This window comes from Pseudomonas sp. HR96 (genome assembly GCF_034059295.1).
In the GTDB taxonomy this organism is placed as follows: domain Bacteria; phylum Pseudomonadota; class Gammaproteobacteria; order Pseudomonadales; family Pseudomonadaceae; genus Aquipseudomonas.
In genome coordinates this window covers 4,978,403-4,993,953 of the sequence record NZ_CP139141.1, presented here as the reverse complement: position 1 = coordinate 4,993,953, position 15,551 = coordinate 4,978,403, and the positions used below count along the sequence as shown (strand labels likewise).

Annotated in this window: 16 protein-coding genes and 1 tRNA gene; 4 read left to right on the top strand and 13 right to left on the bottom strand. The window is 63.5% G+C overall.

Annotated features, from left to right (window positions below; genetic code table 11):
- Window positions 1-13 precede the first annotated feature (13 nt).
- The 6 genes from hutC to hutH all read right to left on the bottom strand — a co-directional run bounded on the left by hutC (window position 14) and on the right by hutH (window position 5,659).
- Window positions 14-748, bottom strand: coding sequence for a histidine utilization repressor (hutC, locus tag SFA35_RS22375; RefSeq protein WP_414058560.1), 735 nt, complete (start codon window positions 746-748; stop codon window positions 14-16).
- Window positions 749-797: 49 nt separating this feature from the next.
- Window positions 798-1,607: an amino acid ABC transporter ATP-binding protein gene (locus SFA35_RS22370; RefSeq protein WP_320572794.1), complete on the bottom strand. Its 810-nt coding sequence runs from the start codon at window positions 1,605-1,607 to the stop codon at window positions 798-800.
- Window positions 1,608-1,611: 4 nt separating this feature from the next.
- Complete coding sequence (locus SFA35_RS22365; RefSeq protein ID WP_320572793.1) at window positions 1,612-2,283, bottom strand: amino acid ABC transporter permease; 672 nt, start codon at window positions 2,281-2,283, stop codon at window positions 1,612-1,614.
- Complete coding sequence (locus SFA35_RS22360) at window positions 2,280-2,939, bottom strand: amino acid ABC transporter permease (RefSeq protein ID WP_320572792.1); 660 nt, start codon at window positions 2,937-2,939, stop codon at window positions 2,280-2,282. Before SFA35_RS22360 ends, SFA35_RS22365 begins: the two co-directional genes overlap by 4 nt.
- Before the next feature lie 71 nt (window positions 2,940-3,010).
- Window positions 3,011-3,859 (bottom strand): transporter substrate-binding domain-containing protein, encoded by an 849-nt coding sequence (locus SFA35_RS22355; protein ID WP_320572791.1) that lies wholly within the window; start codon window positions 3,857-3,859, stop codon window positions 3,011-3,013.
- Between the two features lie 267 nt (window positions 3,860-4,126).
- Window positions 4,127-5,659 carry a histidine ammonia-lyase gene (gene hutH / locus SFA35_RS22350; RefSeq protein ID WP_320572790.1) on the bottom strand — a complete coding sequence of 511 codons (1,533 nt, stop codon included), beginning with the start codon at window positions 5,657-5,659 and terminating at the stop codon, window positions 4,127-4,129.
- Between the two features lie 278 nt (window positions 5,660-5,937).
- On the opposite strand from hutH, the gene SFA35_RS22345 reads away from it, so the two are divergent.
- Window positions 5,938-6,897, top strand: a complete 960-nt coding sequence (locus SFA35_RS22345) for an isopenicillin N synthase family dioxygenase (RefSeq protein WP_320572789.1) — start codon at window positions 5,938-5,940, stop codon at window positions 6,895-6,897.
- A 76-nt stretch (window positions 6,898-6,973) separates the two neighbouring features.
- Here SFA35_RS22345 and SFA35_RS22340 read toward each other — a convergent pair whose 3' ends face one another.
- From SFA35_RS22340 to pilB, 7 genes are all read right to left on the bottom strand, one after another.
- The gene (locus SFA35_RS22340) at window positions 6,974-8,272 is read right to left on the bottom strand and encodes an NAD(P)/FAD-dependent oxidoreductase (RefSeq protein WP_320572787.1); all 1,299 of its coding nucleotides are present in this window, start codon (window positions 8,270-8,272) and stop codon (window positions 6,974-6,976) included.
- 204 nt (window positions 8,273-8,476) lie between these two features.
- The gene (locus tag SFA35_RS22335; protein WP_320572786.1) at window positions 8,477-9,106 is read right to left on the bottom strand and encodes a DUF1780 domain-containing protein; all 630 of its coding nucleotides are present in this window, start codon (window positions 9,104-9,106) and stop codon (window positions 8,477-8,479) included.
- A 126-nt stretch (window positions 9,107-9,232) separates the two neighbouring features.
- Window positions 9,233-9,433, bottom strand: a complete 201-nt coding sequence (yacG, locus tag SFA35_RS22330; RefSeq protein WP_320572785.1) for a DNA gyrase inhibitor YacG — start codon at window positions 9,431-9,433, stop codon at window positions 9,233-9,235.
- The gene (coaE, locus tag SFA35_RS22325; RefSeq protein ID WP_320572783.1) at window positions 9,430-10,044 is read right to left on the bottom strand and encodes a dephospho-CoA kinase; all 615 of its coding nucleotides are present in this window, start codon (window positions 10,042-10,044) and stop codon (window positions 9,430-9,432) included. Before coaE ends, yacG begins: the two co-directional genes overlap by 4 nt.
- A complete protein-coding gene (locus SFA35_RS22320) occupies window positions 10,044-10,913 on the bottom strand; it encodes an A24 family peptidase (protein WP_320572780.1) in 870 nt (289 codons plus the stop codon). The genes coaE and SFA35_RS22320 overlap by 1 nt, the downstream gene beginning before the upstream one ends.
- A 1-nt stretch (window position 10,914) precedes the next feature.
- Window positions 10,915-12,132 carry a type II secretion system F family protein gene (locus SFA35_RS22315; RefSeq protein ID WP_320572778.1) on the bottom strand — a complete coding sequence of 406 codons (1,218 nt, stop codon included), beginning with the start codon at window positions 12,130-12,132 and terminating at the stop codon, window positions 10,915-10,917.
- Window positions 12,133-12,134: 2 nt separating this feature from the next.
- Window positions 12,135-13,820: a type IV-A pilus assembly ATPase PilB gene (gene pilB, locus SFA35_RS22310; RefSeq protein WP_320572776.1), complete on the bottom strand. Its 1,686-nt coding sequence runs from the start codon at window positions 13,818-13,820 to the stop codon at window positions 12,135-12,137.
- A gap of 228 nt (window positions 13,821-14,048) precedes the next feature.
- Here pilB and SFA35_RS22305 point away from each other — a divergent pair, with 228 nt between their 5' ends.
- From SFA35_RS22305 to SFA35_RS22295, 3 genes are all read left to right on the top strand, one after another.
- Complete coding sequence (locus SFA35_RS22305) at window positions 14,049-14,468, top strand: prepilin-type N-terminal cleavage/methylation domain-containing protein (protein ID WP_320572775.1); 420 nt, start codon at window positions 14,049-14,051, stop codon at window positions 14,466-14,468.
- 211 nt (window positions 14,469-14,679) lie between these two features.
- Complete coding sequence (locus SFA35_RS22300; protein WP_320572774.1) at window positions 14,680-15,105, top strand: pilin; 426 nt, start codon at window positions 14,680-14,682, stop codon at window positions 15,103-15,105.
- 105 nt (window positions 15,106-15,210) lie between these two features.
- Window positions 15,211-15,286: transfer RNA gene (locus SFA35_RS22295), tRNA-Thr, on the top strand.
- Window positions 15,287-15,551: the final 265 nt, after the last annotated feature.

Genomic DNA, 15,551 nt, shown 5'->3' with positions numbered 1-15,551 from the left:
TGCCCGCGATATCTCAGCCCTCGCGATAGGCGCCGTTGACGGCCATGCGGCTGCCCAGTCGATAGCGCGACGACGGGTGCACCAGGCGTACGTAGGTCACCACCTTGTTATCGTTCCAGGTGCGGCGCATCAGCACCAGGCAGGGCTCGTTGACCTCGATGCGCAGCAGGCGCCCTTCCTCGACGCTGGGGTGGCCGGCTTCGACGATGTGCTCGATCTCGTCCGGGCGAATGGCCTGCAGCAGGTAGCGCGACGGTTGCAGCTGCTCGCCGAAGGCCTGTTGAACGAATTCCGGCACCAGCTCCGGGTTCACGTAGCGGTCTTCCAGCTGCACCGGCACGCCTTCCTCCAGGTGCACGCAGACCAGGTGGTACACCGAGGCGCCGGTGGGCAGCGCCAGCGAGGCGGCCACGCTCATCGAGGCGGCTTCGCGGCTCAGGCGCAGGACCTCGCAGGCATAGCGATGGCCGCGGGCGATGATCTCGTCGGCGATGTTGGTGATGCGCAGCAGGTTGGACTGCGGCCGGCCTTCGGCGACGAAGGTGCCGACCCCGGACACCCGCTGCAGGTGGCCTTCCTCGGTCAGCTCGCGCAGCGCGCGGTTGATGGTCATGCGCGACATGCCCAGCTCGACCACCAGGCGGTTTTCCGAAGGGATCAGGTCGCCGGGTTTCCACACCCCGGCGCGCAGCTGCGCCTGCACGAAGTCCTTGGCGCGCTGGTACAAGGCCTGTGGCTGGTTTTTCATCACTGGCATGGGCGGCATCCTGCGGGAGGGTTGATCAGTGTCTGGGCGTTCAAACCGGCGTCTCTTCCTTGCTGTCCTGCCAGAAGGCGTTGCGGTCCAGGTAGTTCTGCAGAAACTGCTGCAGGCGCGGGTGCTCGTTGTTGTGAAAGATCTGCTGCGGCGTGCCCTTGGCGACGATTTCGCCGTGGTCGAGAAACACCACCGAGTCGGCGACCTGGGCGGCGAAGCCCATCTCGTGGGTGACCACCACCATGGTCATGCCTTCTTTGGCCAGGGCCTTCATCACCTGCAATACCTCGCCCACCAGCTCGGGGTCCAGCGCCGAGGTAGGCTCGTCGAACAGCATGATGTGCGGCTCCATGGCCAGCGCCCGGGCGATCGCCACGCGCTGCTGCTGGCCGCCGGACAGCTGCGAAGGGTAGGCGTCGGCCTTGTGGCCGAGGCCGACCTTGCTCAACATGGCCATGGCACGCTCGCGGGCGACCTTGGCCGGCAGCTTGCGCACCCGCAGCAGCGCCTCGCTAACGTTGCCAAGGGCGGTCATGTGCGGCCACAGGTTGAATTGCTGGAAGACCATGCCGATATTGCTGCGCACCTGGTTGATCCGCGCCTGTGCCGCGCGCTTGCGCGGCCGGTCGCCCTGCAGGGTTTCCGGCACCCAGCCCAACAGTTGGCCTTCGACGAGGATCTCGCCCTCGTCATACTCCTCGAGAAAGGCCATGCTGCGCAGCAAGGTGCTCTTGCCCGAGCCCGAGGGGCCGATCAGGCACACCACCTGCGAGCGCGCAACTTCCAGGTCGATGCCTTTGAGCACCCGCAACGGGCCGAAGCTTTTGCCGACTTTCTTCAGGTTTAGCATGGGGTCATCTCGGTTGGCGTTGCAGGTAACGGCCAGCGCGGGCCTCGAGGAACATGCCCAGCCGCGAACTGGCCTCGACCAGCAGCAGGTAGCCGATGCACAGCACCAGCAGGGTTTCGACGAAGGCGAAGGTCTCCGAGCCGATGCCGGTGAGCACCATGGTCAGCTCGGGAATGGTGATGATCGACAGCACGGCAGTCTCCTTGCACATCACCGTCACCAGGTTGACCATGGCCGGCAGGATGATCACCAGCATCTGCGGCAGCTGGATACGCCGGATCGCCTGCCAGCGGCTCACGCCCAGGCAGTCGGCGGCCTCCAACTGGCCGCGCGGCACCGACTCGAAGCCGGCGCGAAACACTTCGGCGAAATACACGCTGGCATAGATGCCCAGGCCGATCACCCCGGCCGGTACCGGGTCCAGGCTCAGGCCGAAGGCCGGGCCGCCGTAGTACACCAGAAACAGCTGCACCAGAAACGGCGTGCTGCGAATGATCTCGATGAACGCCCGCAGGGGCGCGCGCAGCAGCAGGTTGCCGAACAACTGGGCGACCGCGATCAGCAGGCCCAGGACCAGGCCCAGCACCACGCCGCCAGTCCAGGTGCCGAGGGTGACCAGAAACCCCGAGCCGATGGCGCCGAGGTGGTCGGTAATCACATGAGGGTCGAAGATCATGCCGCCATCCTCTTCATGCGCCGCTCCAGCCTGCCGCCACACCAGCCCAGCGGGATGTTGATCAGGCAGTAGAACGCCGCCAGCAGCAGGTAGTCCTGGACGAACAGGTAGTCGCTGGCGGCCATGTTCTGCGCGGTGCGGGTCAGGTCGGCGAGGCCCACCACCGACACCAGCGAGGAGGCCTTGATCAGCAGGATCATCTCGTTGATCAGCGCCGGCAGGGTCAGGCGCACCGCCTGCGGCACGCGGATGCGCACCAGCATCTGCCGGCTGCTCAGGCCCAGCAGCCCGGCGGCTTCCAGCTGGCCGCCCGGGATGGCCAGCAGGCCGCCGCGCAGGATCTCGGCGATGTAGGCCGCGCAGCACAGTGCCAGGGCGATCACCGCGGCGGTGAGCGGCGAGACGTTGGGCAGGCCGATGCGGGGCAGGAAGTAATAGACGAACAGCAGTTGCACCAGCAGCGGAATGCCGCGGAACACGAAAATATAGGCGCCACCGAAGCGGCGCAGGGCGGGCGTCGGCGACAGGCGCAGGCTGGCCACCAGCACCCCGATGAAAAAGCCGATCACCAGGGCGGCCACCGACACCTGCAGCGTGACCCACAGCGCGTCGAGCAGCAACGGCAGGTTTTGCAACAACAGTGGCCAATCGAACATCGATGCGACTCCCGTGCAGTCCACCGGCATCGGCGCCGGTGGGCCATTTCAGCGAGCAGGCGGCTGGCGAGTTACCAGCTGGGGGTGAAGTCGGCGGTCGGCACGTCCATTTCGGCGCCCAGCCATTTCTTCTGCAGGGCGGCCAGGCGGCCATCCTGGTGCATTTTCAGCAGGCCGGCGTCGAGGGCGGCAACCAGGCTGTCGGCTTCGGCGTCCTTGCGGCCCAGGTAGGCGAAGTAGGATTTCTTGCCGAAGGGCGGGGCCACCACCTTGTACAGATTGCTGCGCTGACTGGCGACGTAGGAGATGTTCGGCAGCGAGTTGGCCACGGCGACGATGCGCTTGGCGGCGAGGTCGGCGTAGGCCTGGTTGTTGTCGACGTATTCGTGGATGTCGACCTTCTGCGGCAGGGTCGCGGCGAAGGTTTTCAGCTCTTCGAGCTGGGCCGAGCCCTTGCCGGCGCCCACGGCCTTGCCGGCGATGTCTTCAGGCTTCTTGATGCTGTCGTCCTTGGCCCCGGCCATCAGTGACACGGTGGCCTCGGCGATCGGCAGCAGGAAGTGGTAACGCTCCTTGCGCGCCTGGGTGACGATCACGGGGCCGGCGACGATGTCGAACTTCTTCGCTTCCAGGCCCGGCAGCACGCTCGGCCACGGCAGATCCTGGAAGGTCACCTTGACCCCCAGCTCTTTGGCCAGCTCGGCGAACACTTCCATGTTCAGACCCTTCTGCTTGCCGGCCTCGGTGAAGTCGAAGGGTGCGAACTGCAGCTCGGTGCCCACGGTGAGCACCCCGGCCTGCTTCACATCCGCCAGCTCGTCGGCCTGGGCCGCCAGCGAGACGCCGGCCATGGCCATGGCCAGACACAGGCCGCCGAATGTCTTGCCGAACGTTTTATTGCAGCGGGAATTCAGACGCATGAATAACTCCTTGGGCTGGCGCAGGGAAAACGATGGGGTGTCGAATGGGCTGGTGGGTAGCACAGTGATGGCTTAGCAGTTAGCGTGCCAGCCGGTATATACCGCTCGGGTCGGGGCCCGCGTAGCTGGCGAAGGCCGCAAGGGCGGCCGGTGATGATCCGCCCCGGGGCTCAGCGAGGGGCCTCAGGTTGCCAAGAAGCCCATAACGGTGCAGCGTCCCCCATCGGCCATTGCGATCGGATGGGGGAGAGGTTGTTTCAGCCAGCCTCAGGCCTGGTACAGCTGCTCGAACGGCAACCAGCGGGCAAACACCCCGCCTTCGACCCAGGCGCGGGCGGCCGCGATGTCCGGCGCGAAGTAGCGATCCTCGTCGTAATGGGGCACTTGCTCGCGCACCATCTGCATGACCTCGGTGAGTTTTTCCGAGGTCTTGAGCGGTGCCTGCAGGTCGACGCCCTGGGCAGCGCCCAGCACTTCGATCGCCACCACGGCGCTGCTGTTGCCGGCCATGTCCAGCAGGCGGCGGGCGGCGAAGGTGGCCATGGAGACGTGGTCTTCCTGGTTGGCCGAAGTCGGCAGGCTGTCGATCGACGCCGGGTGCGCCAGGGTCTTGTTCTCCGAGGCAAGGGCGGCGGCGGTGACCTGGGCGATCATGAAGCCCGAGTTCAAGCCGCCCTCACGCACCAGAAACGCCGGCAGCCCGGACAGCGCCGGGTCCACCAGTTGCGCGGTACGCCGCTCCGACAAGGCACCGATCTCGGAGATGGCCAGGGCCAGCACGTCGGCGGCCATGGCCACCGGCTCGGCGTGGAAGTTGCCACCCGACAGCACATCGCCGTCGGCGCTGAACACCAGTGGGTTGTCCGACACGGCGTTGGCTTCGCGCAGGAACACCCCGGCGGCGAAGCGCAGGTGGTCAAGGCAGGCGCCCATCACCTGTGGTTGGCAACGCAGCGAGTAGGGGTCTTGCACGCGCTTGCAGTCGCGGTGCGATTCGCGGATCTCGCTCTGCGCCAGCAGCTCACGGTAGAACGCCGCCACGGCGATCTGCCCGGGCTGCCCACGCACTGCCTGGATACGCGCATCGAACGGCACGTCCGAGCCCTTGAGCGCTTCGACCGTGAGGCTGCCGGCGACCACGGCGGCCGAAAACAGTTTTTCCGTGGCGAACAGGCCGCGCAAGGCCAGGGCGGTGGACACCTGGGTGCCGTTGATCAACGCCAGGCCCTCCTTGGGGCCCAGCACCATCGGGCTCAGCCCGGCCAGGGCCAGGCCTTCGACGGCGTCCATTTCCTGCCCCTGGTGGCGCACACGGCCGACGCCGATCAGCACGGCAGACAAATGCGCCAGCGGTGCCAGGTCGCCCGAAGCGCCCACCGAGCCCTGGGACGGGATGCACGGGTAGACCTTGGCGGCGTACAGCTTGCCGAGCGCCTCGATGATGTCCCAGCGCACGCCGGAGAAACCTCGGGCCAGGGAGGCCATCTTCAACGCCAGAATCAGGCCGACGCTGTTGTCGTCGAGCAGGGGCCCGGTGCCGGTGCAATGAGACAGCAGCAGGTTGCGTTGCAGCTTGGCCAGCGACTCGGTAGGGATCGAGGTGCGTGCCAGCAGGCCGAAACCGGTGTTGATGCCGTACACCGTGCGCTGGTTGGCGATGATTTCGCTGACGGTGCGCTGGCTGGCGGCGACCACGTCGCGCGCGCTGGCGTCGAGTTCGAAGGCGGCCTGGTGCTGATAGATGGCGCGCAGTTGGTCGAGGTCGAAAAAGCCTGGCTGGATAACGAGGGACGCTGGCATGGCATGGGTCCTGAGCACAAGTGATAGGTTAGGCTTATCTACGCCTGTATATACAGGTAGGCAAGAGTCAGGCCATTTGAACACAGCCCTGCTTTACGGCGGTACGTCATTTTCACTGTGCAGTGATGTCACCTTAAGTGGCACCGACCCGTAGCCGTTGCACACAATCGGGGCGGTTTGCCCGCGGTGGAGCCGCAATCAGGCCACAGGGCCCGGCACGCAATATGCTCGGTCTGCTCAAGCTGTCTATACCGCCGATTGCCCCAGGAGCCTGTGCCATGACCCCCACTCTTCCCTTGATCGACATGGCCGGCGTGCGCGAGCGCAGCCCCCTGGCGATCCAGCGCGCCGGCAAGGCCATCCGCCAGGCCTGCACCGACACCGGGTTCTTCTACATCGTCAACCATGGCGTGCCGCAGCCGCTGATCAACCGGGCCATGGCCGCCGCACGGCAGTTCTTTGCCTACCCGGCCGAGGTCAAGCGCCAGGTCGCGGTGAACAAACGCCACCGCGGCTGGCACGCCCTGGGCGGCGCCACCATGTACCAGGCGACCCGGCCCGACCACAAGGAGTTCTTCAGCATAGGCCTGGAATTGCCCGAGCAGGATCCCTGCGTGCTGGCCGGTCAGCCTCTGCGCGGGCCTAATCAATGGCCTGTGTTCATGCCCGAGCTGCAGGGGGTGCTGGGCGAGTACTACGAGGAGGTGGGCAGGGCGGGCGCCGACCTGCTCTGTGCGGTGGCCGCCAGCCTGGGCATCGCCGAAGACTTCTTCGTCGACAAGTACCACAAGCGCCTGCAGCGCACGCAGATGGTCTACTACCCCGAACACCCGGCGCAGGCCACCGAGGACCAGTACGGCGTGGCGCCGCACACCGATTATGGCTGTATCACCCTGCTGTACCAGGACGACAGCGGCGGCTTGCAGGTGCGCGAATTGGGTGGGCAACGCTGGATCGACGCCACGCCGATTGCCGGCAGCCTGGTGGTGAATGTCGGCGACCTGCTGGCGCGCTGGTCGAACAACCGTTTTCGCTCGACCCTGCACCGGGTGATCAACCACTCGGGACGTGAGCGCTATTCGATCGCTACCTTCTTCGATCCCACCTTCGAGGCGCGGGTGGACCCCTGCGATCTGGGTATCGCAGTCAGTGACAGCCACTATGAGCCGGTGGCGGCGGGGGAGTACATCCTCAAGCGCATCGATGATTCGATGGCTTATCGCAAGGCGCTGGGGTAAGCGGCTTCTGCGCCTGTCCGGGTTCGATCAGGATAGGCGCAGGAGCCGGCAGTGCTGGCGAGTCAGGTGCAACCCATCAGTGCAGCTTCAATCGCGGCTCGGTACCGCGGCCGATGCGGCTGCCGAGCATCAGCATGGCGGTGCGGAACATGCCGAACAGCGCCATCTGGTGCATGCGGTACAGCGATACGTAGAACATCCGCGCCAGCCAGCCTTCCAGCATCACGCTGCCGGTCAGGTTGCCCATCAGGTTGCCCACCGCCGAGAAGCGTGACAGCGAGATCAGCGAGCCGTAGTCCTTGTACTTGAATTCCGGCAGGGTCGAGGTGCCTTCGACCCGCAGCTTCAGCGCCTTGGCCAGCAGCGAAGCCTGCTGGTGCGCCGCCTGCGCCCGTGGCGGCACCGGGCGGTCGCTGTCCGCTTGCGGGCAGGCCGCGCAATCGCCGAAGGCGAAGATCGCATCGTCGCGAGTGGTCTGCAGGGTCGATTTGACCACCAGCTGATTGATCCGGTTGGTCTCCAGGCCGTCGAGGTCCTTGAGGAAGTTCGGCGCGCGGATGCCGGCCGCCCACACCTTGAGGCTGGCCGGAATCACCGCGCCGTCGGCGGTGATCAGCGCATCGGCGGTCACTTCGCTGACCGCCGAACCGGTGAGCACGGTTACGCCGAGCTTCTCCAGGGTCTTGTGCACCGGCCCGCCGATGCGCTCGGGCAGCGCCGGCAGCACCCGTGGCCCGGCCTCGATCAGGGTAATGTGCATGTTCTCCGGCTTGATCCGGCCAAAGCCGTAGGCCGCCAGCTCATGGGCCGCGTTGTGCAGCTCGGCGGACAACTCGACGCCGGTGGCGCCGGCACCGACGATGGCCACGGCAATGCGGTTGTCATCGGTCTCGGTGGCGTGAGCGCGCAGGTAGTGGTTGAGCAGCTGCTGGTGGAAGCGCTCGGCCTGCGCCCGCGTGTCGAGGAACAGGCAGTGCTCGGCGGCGCCGCGGGTGCCGAAATCGTTAGTGGTGCTGCCCACCGCGATCACCAGGCTGTCATAGTTGAGCACCCGTGCAGGCACCAGTTCGACGCTGTGTTCATCGTAGGTGGCGGCCAGCTGGATCTGCTTGCCGACGCGGTCGAGCCCGCTCATCTTGCCCAGCTGGAAGTTGAAGTGGTTCCACTTGGCCTGGGCGACGTAGTTGAGCTCGTCTTCCGAAGAGTTAAGCGAACCGGCGGCCACTTCGTGCAGCAGCGGTTTCCAGATGTGCGTGAGGTTGGCGTCGACCAGGGTTATGTTGGCCTTGCCGCGCTTGCCCAGGGTCTTGCCCAGGCGGGTCGCCAACTCCAGGCCGCCGGCGCCGCCGCCGACAATCACGATACGGTGAGTCATGGGGATATCTCATAAGGTTTACGGAAGCGGGGGCCGAGACGGGCGAGCGCGAGGCAGCTCGAAGCACCAGGTGCTCGGCGAAAAGGGGGGCAATGAGGGGCATATCGGGTTGACGCATCGACGCGACTTCCAAGCACAACTTCATTGGCAGAGAATACTTTGTAACATTCGCCAAGGCTTTGCGCCATCTTTGCGGCCTGCCCGTCACAGGCTGATGCCGACATCGAAGACGATGCTGCGGCCCAGGTTGGCGCGCAGGAAATCCGGGGCATCGGGGTGGGCGAACAGCACCCGGGCGAAGGTCGGGCCCACCAGCGACAGCGAACGCCAGCCCTGGCGCAGGTATTCGGTGGGGGGTGGAAAGTGGCTGTTGAGGTCCAGCACCTCGCGCTTGAGGCTGGCGAAGGCGATGATGTCGAACTCACCCAGGTCCAGCCCACGCTCGCGGTAGTTGTGGCTCTTCTTGCGCAGGGTCGGCGCCAGGCGTTGCAGCAGCTCCACGGCGCTGATGCGCTTGGGCCGCGCCTCGCGACGCACCAGCTGGCTGAGGGAAAAGGCGCTGCGCCGACGCTGCAATTCCTCGCGCCACTCGTCGTTGAGCCGGCGGCCTTCGTCGAGCACGAAGAACACCTCGAAGCTGGCGTCCTGGAACAGTACATCCGGCGGCTCCTGGCCGGCGGGCATGAAGTCTTCGTCGCGGTGCGGCACGTTCAGCCCCTGCAACAAGCGCTGACACACCCACCTCTCGCGCTCCCACTTGCGGGCGTTCGACAGGAAGGCATTGGCTTGTTCGGCCTGCAGGGTGAGCAGGCGCAGGTAGTCGGAGTCGTCCATGGGCAGAGCTTAGCGCTGTTGCAAGACGATTGGCCATCCAAGGCTGCAGGACCGAGCTCGGGAAAGCGGTTGGCGCCATTGCCGAGCAAGCTCGGTCCCACGGTAATGAAGGGTGAAAACCGCCGATCAATGCCGCGGCGGCAATTCCTCGGAAAACAACTCATCCTCGGCATCCGGCGCCACTGGAATCTTGTGTTCCTCCGAGGCCCAGGCGCCCAGGTCGATCAGTTTGCAACGGTCCGAGCAGAACGGCCGGTTCGGGCTCGCCGCGCTCCATTCCACTGGCGCGCCACAGGTCGGGCATTCCACGTTGATGGGTTGGCTCATGCTTGGCCTCCAGGCAATGTCAGGTAAAAGTGATGCAGGCGGTCGACCTCGCTGCGCAGCCAGGCCAGGTCGCGGTCATTGACCAGCACGTCGTCGGCGAGGCTCAGGCGCTGCTCGCGAGTGGCCTGGGCCTTGAGGATCGCCTGCACCTGTTCCAGGCTGCTGCTGTCGCGGGCCAGTGTACGCTCGATCTGCAACGTCTCCGGCACATCGATGACCAGCAGCCGCTGCGCCAGCCGGTACTGCCCCGATTCCACCATCAAGGGTGAGACGAACACCGCATAGGGCGAAGTGGCCGTGGCCAGCGAGTCGGCGATCTCCTTGGCCACCAGCGGATGCAGCAGCCCTTCGACCCAGCGCCGCTGCTGCGGGTCGGCGAAGATCACCTGGCGCAGGGCGCCACGGTCCAGGCTGCCGTCCGCCTGCAGTATGCCGGGGCCGTAGCGCTCGGCGATCTCGGCCAGGGCCGGTCGCCCCGGCTCGACCACCCAGCGCGCCGCCTGGTCGGCGTCCACCGTGTGCATGCCCAGCTCGGCGAAGCGTGCGGCCGCCGCGCTCTTGCCGCTGGCAATGCCGCCGGTCAGGCCCAGCACCCAAGGTTTGGCGCTCATCAGAAACCCGCGAAGTGCATGTAGGAAGCGGTTATTTGATCACCCCAGAGCAAGGCAATCCAGCCCGCGATGGCCAGGTAGGGGCCGAACGGGATCGGCGTGCTGGTCTGCGCGTCGCGCAGGCGCAACAGGATCACGCCCAGCACCGCGCCCACCAGCGAGGACAACAGGATGGTCAGCGGCAACACCTGCCAGCCGCCCCAGGCGCCGAGCATGGCCAGCAGCTTGAAGTCGCCATGACCCATGCCTTCTTTGCCGGTGACCAGCTTGAACAGCCAGTACACGATCCACAGGCTCAGGTAACCGGCCACCGCACCCCAGACCGCATCCACCAGGCTGGCATTGAGGGCCTGGGTGTTGAGGATCAGCCCCAGCCACAACAGCGGCAGCACCAGCACGTCGGGCAGGATCTGGTGGTCGGCGTCGATCAGGCTCATGGCCAGCAGGCCCCAGCTGAGCAGCATGAACGCGCCGGCCTGCCAGCCAAAGCCGAAGTGCCAGGCCACGAACCCGCTGATCAGGCCGCTGGCCAGTTCCACAATCGGGTAGCGCCGGCCGATCGGCGCCTTGCAGCTGGAGCAGCGCCCGCGCAGGGCGATGTAGCTGACCAGCGGCAGGTTCTCCCACGGGCGGATCCGGTGCCCGCAGTGCGGGCAGGCCGAGTGCGGCACAGCCAGGTTGTAGGCCGGACCCTTGGGTTCTTCCGGGAGTTTGAGGATGTCGCGGGCCTGGGTCTGCCACTCGCGTTCGAGCATCTTCGGCAGGCGGTGGATGACGACGTTGAGAAAGCTGCCCACCAGCAGGCCCAGAATCAGCGCGCAGACGGCGAAGGCCAGCGGTGAGCTGGCCAGGAGGTCGAGGGGGGTCATGTCAGACGGCTGAACCGAGTTGGAAGATGGGAAGGTACATGGCAATCACCAGGCCGCCGACCAGTACGCCAAGAATGGCCATGATCATGGGCTCCATGAGTGCGGTCATGCTGTCGACCATGTTGTCGACTTCGGCTTCATAGATGGTGGCCGCGCGGTCGAGCATGCCGTCCAGGGCGCCGGATTCTTCGCCGATGGCGGTCATCTGCACGGCCATGGCCGGAAATACACCGGTGGTGCGCATGGAGAAGTTCAGCTGCATGCCGGTGGAGACATCCTGCTTGATCTTCATGATGGCATTCTTGAAAACAACATTGCCGGCGGCACCCGCCACCGAATCCAGAGCCTCGACCAGCGGCACGCCCGCGGCGAAGGTGGTAGAGAGGGTGCGAGCAAAACGGGCGATGGCCGACTTGTAAAGCAAGGGGCCGATGACCGGGATTTTCAAAAGGGTTCTGTCAATGGAGTCGCGAAATTTCTGGCTGTTTCGGTAGGTGCGCTTGAACAGAAAGATGGCGACGATGACAGCGCCAATCAACATCAGGTAATACTCTTGCACGATGTTGGACAAGCCGATGACCATCAAGGTGAAACTGGGCAGTTGCGCGCCGAAGCCTTCGAAGATGGTCTGAAATTGCGGGACCACCTTGATCAACAGAATGCCCGATACAATGATCGCCACCAGTACCACCGCAATAGGGTAGGTCATGGCTTTCTTGAGTTTGCCCCGCAGCGCCTCGGTCTTTTCCTTGTAGGTGGCCACACGATCGAGCAAGGTTTCCAGGGCGCCAGCTTGTTCGCCGGCATTGACCAGGTTGCAATAGAGGTCATCGAAATACTGCGGTTTGGTGCGCAGCGCCGTGGCGAAGCTGTTACCTGCCGCCACTTCCAACTTGAGCTCTTCCACCAACTTGCGCATGTTGGGGTTTTCAAAACCTTCGCCGATAATCTCGAACGACTGTAGCAAGGGGACGCCCGCACGCATCATGGTCGCCATCTGCCGGGTGAACAGGGCAATGTCCATCGGCTTGATCTTCTTGCCATTGCCGAACAGCGACTTGCTTTTCTTGCGTACCTTGCCCGGTGTGATGCCTTGCTTGCGCAGCTGCGCCTTGACCAGCGCCATGCTCTGGCCGTTGAGCTCACCGGTCATCTTCGTGCCCTTGCGGTCCACGCCCTCCCAGGCGTAGACGCTGAGCTTGATCTCCTTGGTTGCCATGATCAGTCCTTGGTCACCCGGTTGACTTCCGCCAGGCTGGTGACGCCCTGCATCACCTTGACCAGGCCGGAAGTACGCAGGTCATTGAAGCCTTCCTTGCGCATCTGCTTGGCGATTTCAATCGAGTTGCCCGACTCCATGATCATCTGCTGGATGGCCTTGGTGTTGCGAACCACTTCATAGATACCTTGCCGGCCTTTGTAGCCGCCATTGCACACGTCGCACCCTACCGGCTCGTAGACGGTAAAGGTCCCAATTCTCTCTGCGGGAAAGCCTTCCTCGATCAGCACATCGCGGGGTATTTCAGCCGGGCGCTTGCAGACGCTGCACAGTTTGCGCGCCAGGCGCTGGGCGATGATCAGGTTGACCGAAGTGGCAATGTTGAAACTGGCCACGCCCATGTTCATCAAGCGGGTCAGGGTTTCAGCGGCGCTATTGGTGTGCAGGGTCGACAAGACCAGGTGACCGGTCTGCGCCGCCTTGATGGCGATCTCGGCGGTTTCCAGGTCGCGGATCTCGCCGACCATGATCACGTCCGGGTCCTGACGCAGGAATGAGCGCAATGCCGAGGCGAAATCCAGCCCCTGCTTGTTGTTCACGTTGACCTGGTTGATGCCCTCCATGTTGATTTCAACCGGGTCTTCGGCGGTGGAGATGTTGATGTCGACGGTATTGAGAATGTTGATGCCGGTGTACAGCGAAACCGTTTTGCCCGAGCCGGTTGGCCCGGTGACCAGGATCATGCCTTGTGGCTGGGCCAGCGCGGCCAGGTACAATTCCTTCTGCTCGGGCTCATAGCCCAGCGCATCGATACCCATCTGCGCACTCGTGGGGTCGAGAATACGCATCACGATCTTTTCGCCCCACAGGGTGGGCAGGGTGTTGACCCGGAAATCGATCGCCTTGTTCTTCGAGATGCGCATCTTGATCCGGCCGTCCTGCGGTTTGCGCCGCTCGGAGATGTCCAGGCTGGCCATGACCTTCAGGCGAGCGGCAATGCGCCCGGCGAGGTTGATCGGCGGCCGGGCAATCTCGCGCAGGATGCCATCGGTACGGAAGCGTACCCGATAGGCTTTTTCATAAGGCTCGAAATGCAAGTCCGAGGAACCGCTGCGGATGGCGTCGAGCAACATCTTGTTGACGAAGCGCACCACCGGGGCGTCGTCGGCGTCTATGCCGACTTCTTTCGTTTCCCCTGATGTTTCGACATCGAGGTTATCCAGATCGTCGCCCAGCTCTTCGAGCCCGGTGCCGCTCTCGAAAAATTTCTCGATGGCATCGGCCAGCTTGTCCTCTTCGACCAGAATGGCTTCGGTGTTCAGGCCAGTGTTGAACTGGATATCGGTGATGGCTTGATGATTGGTCGGGTCCGACACACCTACGAACAATTTATTGCCGCGACGCCACAGGGGCAGGGCATGGTGCTGGCGGACCAGCTTCTCGCTGACCAGGCCACGAGGCTGGCTTTCGGGGTCGACCATCTTCAGGTCGATCAGAGATACGCCAAATTGATCCGAAGCGATTTCGGCAATTTCCCGGCTCTTGGCCAGTTTGTTCTGTACCAGATAATGGACCAGTGGCACCCGGCTGCGCTGAGACTGCTGATACGCCTGTTGCGCATCCTTATCGGTAAGCAGTTCGGCCACGACCAGTTGCCTGGCCAGGCCGGTGAGGGCGATATCGTTCATTTGACCACCGGATACATACAATCGCTGTTTTATAGCCTAGTCGAGCGGCGGTGCCAAATCGGCGTGGTGAGCGGCTGCGGGGCGTCAGGTTTTGTTACTGCAAATCCTTGGCCAATCGCAGGATAAACCGTCATCCTACGCAAATCCGGCCAGCTTTTTTGCGTCAAGCTTCCATAGCTGCCGGCTTTCCGACCCCTGGAAGGGTCGCTGCCAATTCGAGGGAAACGAATGAACACTCTGCAACGTGGCTTCACCCTGATTGAGCTGATGATAGTGGTCGCCATCGTCGGCATCCTCGCCGCCATCGCCATGCCGGTCTATCAGGACTACATCCGCAAGGCGGCCTACACCGAAATCGTCAGCGCCATGGCACCAATCAAGACGGCCATGGATGTGTGTTATCAAAGCACCTCCGATCAGGCCAGCTGCGACACCGCGCAAAAGCTCGGCATGACCCTGCCGACCAATACCGGCCAGGCGCTGGCCTCGATTTCCCTGACGGCAGGCACAGGCGCCATCAACGCCACACCCAATGACTATCGCGGCATCGCGGCCACCGATACCTGCGTCATGACCCCAACGCCACTCAATGGTGGCTTGACCTGGGCCTACAGCGGCCCCTGCGTGGACCGGGGTTACGTCAAATGACGTCACCAGCCCTGCGACAAGTGACGAAGAACGTCACTTAGTGCTGCTCTTGTCGTTTCAGCAGCGGCTCAACCCGGGTTTGCACGCTGCAAAACCGTGCTATGTGAACTTGGCACGGGCTGTGCTCTAGTCCAATCAGGTCATCAGCAGGCGCCAGAAAGGCGGCCTCCGACCATCGACTGAACTAACACTGGCTTCCCGAGGATTCGTCATGAAAGGTCAAAAAGGCTTTACCCTTATCGAACTGATGATCGTAGTGGCGATCGTCGGCATCCTGGCTGCAATCGCTCTGCCGGCCTACCAGAACTACATGAAGAAAGCGGCTTACGCTGAGGTCACTGATACAATGGCCGCGGTGAAGAGTGCTATCTCGGTCTGTTACAACGAAACTTCTTCCTTCGCTAGCTGCAATACCGCCGCTCAATTGGGCATTACCTTGCCGACGAACAAAGCTACAGGCGCTCTCAAGACAATTGCTGTCGACGCTAACGGTGTTATCACGGCCAGCCCTAATGCATACAAAGGCATTGTGGTTGGTGATACGTGCACACTGACGCCTACCGTCGCTAATGGCGTGATCACGTGGGCGTATGGCGCTGCCGACGCCTGTGTCACCAACAACTATGTGAAGCAGTAACTACGTAGAGGATTTGCTGGCGAGCAGGAGGTCGAGTGGTTAGCTGCTCGGCCACCATTGCTACCTGCTTTACCTGATGCTAACGTATCGCCCCCACCACCACCCGCCGGTGTAGCTCAGTCGGTAGAGCAGCGCACTCGTAACGCGAAGGTCGTAGGTTCGATTCCTATCTCCGGCACCAGTTGATAGATTCATGCAGTGCTAAGCAGTAGCATGTTTCCCGAAGAAGCCCGCCTAGTGCGGGCTTTCTGTTTCATGCGGTGTCATCCGATCCCATCCCATCCTTTGCTATCTGTGTACCCTTTCGCTGTTCAACAATCCATGGGTACTCACATGCCTATGACAAACGTGACCTGGCGTAGGCTCGCCAGCTTGCGTTTGATGGACGCCAACTGGTTCCACAGGGGCGGCATCCAGGCCTTGAAAGGACGGTAGCTCGGGCTCAG

Excerpts from the sequence above, each read along its gene's own strand:
- hutC (WP_414058560.1), bottom strand. The coding sequence starts at position 748 with ATGAAAAACCAGCCACAGGCCTTGTACCAGCGCGCCAAGGACTTCGTG.
- yacG (WP_320572785.1), bottom strand. The coding sequence starts at position 9,433 with ATGAGCCAACCCATCAACGTGGAATGCCCGACCTGTGGCGCGCCAGTG.
- SFA35_RS22340 (WP_320572787.1), bottom strand. The coding sequence starts at position 8,272 with ATGACTCACCGTATCGTGATTGTCGGCGGCGGCGCCGGCGGCCTGGAG.
- coaE (WP_320572783.1), bottom strand. The coding sequence starts at position 10,044 with ATGAGCGCCAAACCTTGGGTGCTGGGCCTGACCGGCGGCATTGCCAGC.
- SFA35_RS22320 (WP_320572780.1), bottom strand. The coding sequence starts at position 10,913 with ATGACCCCCCTCGACCTCCTGGCCAGCTCACCGCTGGCCTTCGCCGTC.
- hutH (WP_320572790.1), bottom strand. The coding sequence starts at position 5,659 with ATGCCAGCGTCCCTCGTTATCCAGCCAGGCTTTTTCGACCTCGACCAA.
- SFA35_RS22300 (WP_320572774.1), top strand. The coding sequence starts at position 14,680 with ATGAAAGGTCAAAAAGGCTTTACCCTTATCGAACTGATGATCGTAGTG.
- SFA35_RS22360 (WP_320572792.1), bottom strand. The coding sequence starts at position 2,939 with ATGTTCGATTGGCCACTGTTGTTGCAAAACCTGCCGTTGCTGCTCGAC.
- SFA35_RS22315 (WP_320572778.1), bottom strand. The coding sequence starts at position 12,132 with ATGGCAACCAAGGAGATCAAGCTCAGCGTCTACGCCTGGGAGGGCGTG.
- SFA35_RS22305 (WP_320572775.1), top strand. The coding sequence starts at position 14,049 with ATGAACACTCTGCAACGTGGCTTCACCCTGATTGAGCTGATGATAGTG.
- SFA35_RS22345 (WP_320572789.1), top strand. The coding sequence starts at position 5,938 with ATGACCCCCACTCTTCCCTTGATCGACATGGCCGGCGTGCGCGAGCGC.
- SFA35_RS22370 (WP_320572794.1), bottom strand. The coding sequence starts at position 1,607 with ATGCTAAACCTGAAGAAAGTCGGCAAAAGCTTCGGCCCGTTGCGGGTG.
- SFA35_RS22365 (WP_320572793.1), bottom strand. The coding sequence starts at position 2,283 with ATGATCTTCGACCCTCATGTGATTACCGACCACCTCGGCGCCATCGGC.
- SFA35_RS22335 (WP_320572786.1), bottom strand. The coding sequence starts at position 9,106 with ATGGACGACTCCGACTACCTGCGCCTGCTCACCCTGCAGGCCGAACAA.
- pilB (WP_320572776.1), bottom strand. The coding sequence starts at position 13,820 with ATGAACGATATCGCCCTCACCGGCCTGGCCAGGCAACTGGTCGTGGCC.
- SFA35_RS22355 (WP_320572791.1), bottom strand. The coding sequence starts at position 3,859 with ATGCGTCTGAATTCCCGCTGCAATAAAACGTTCGGCAAGACATTCGGC.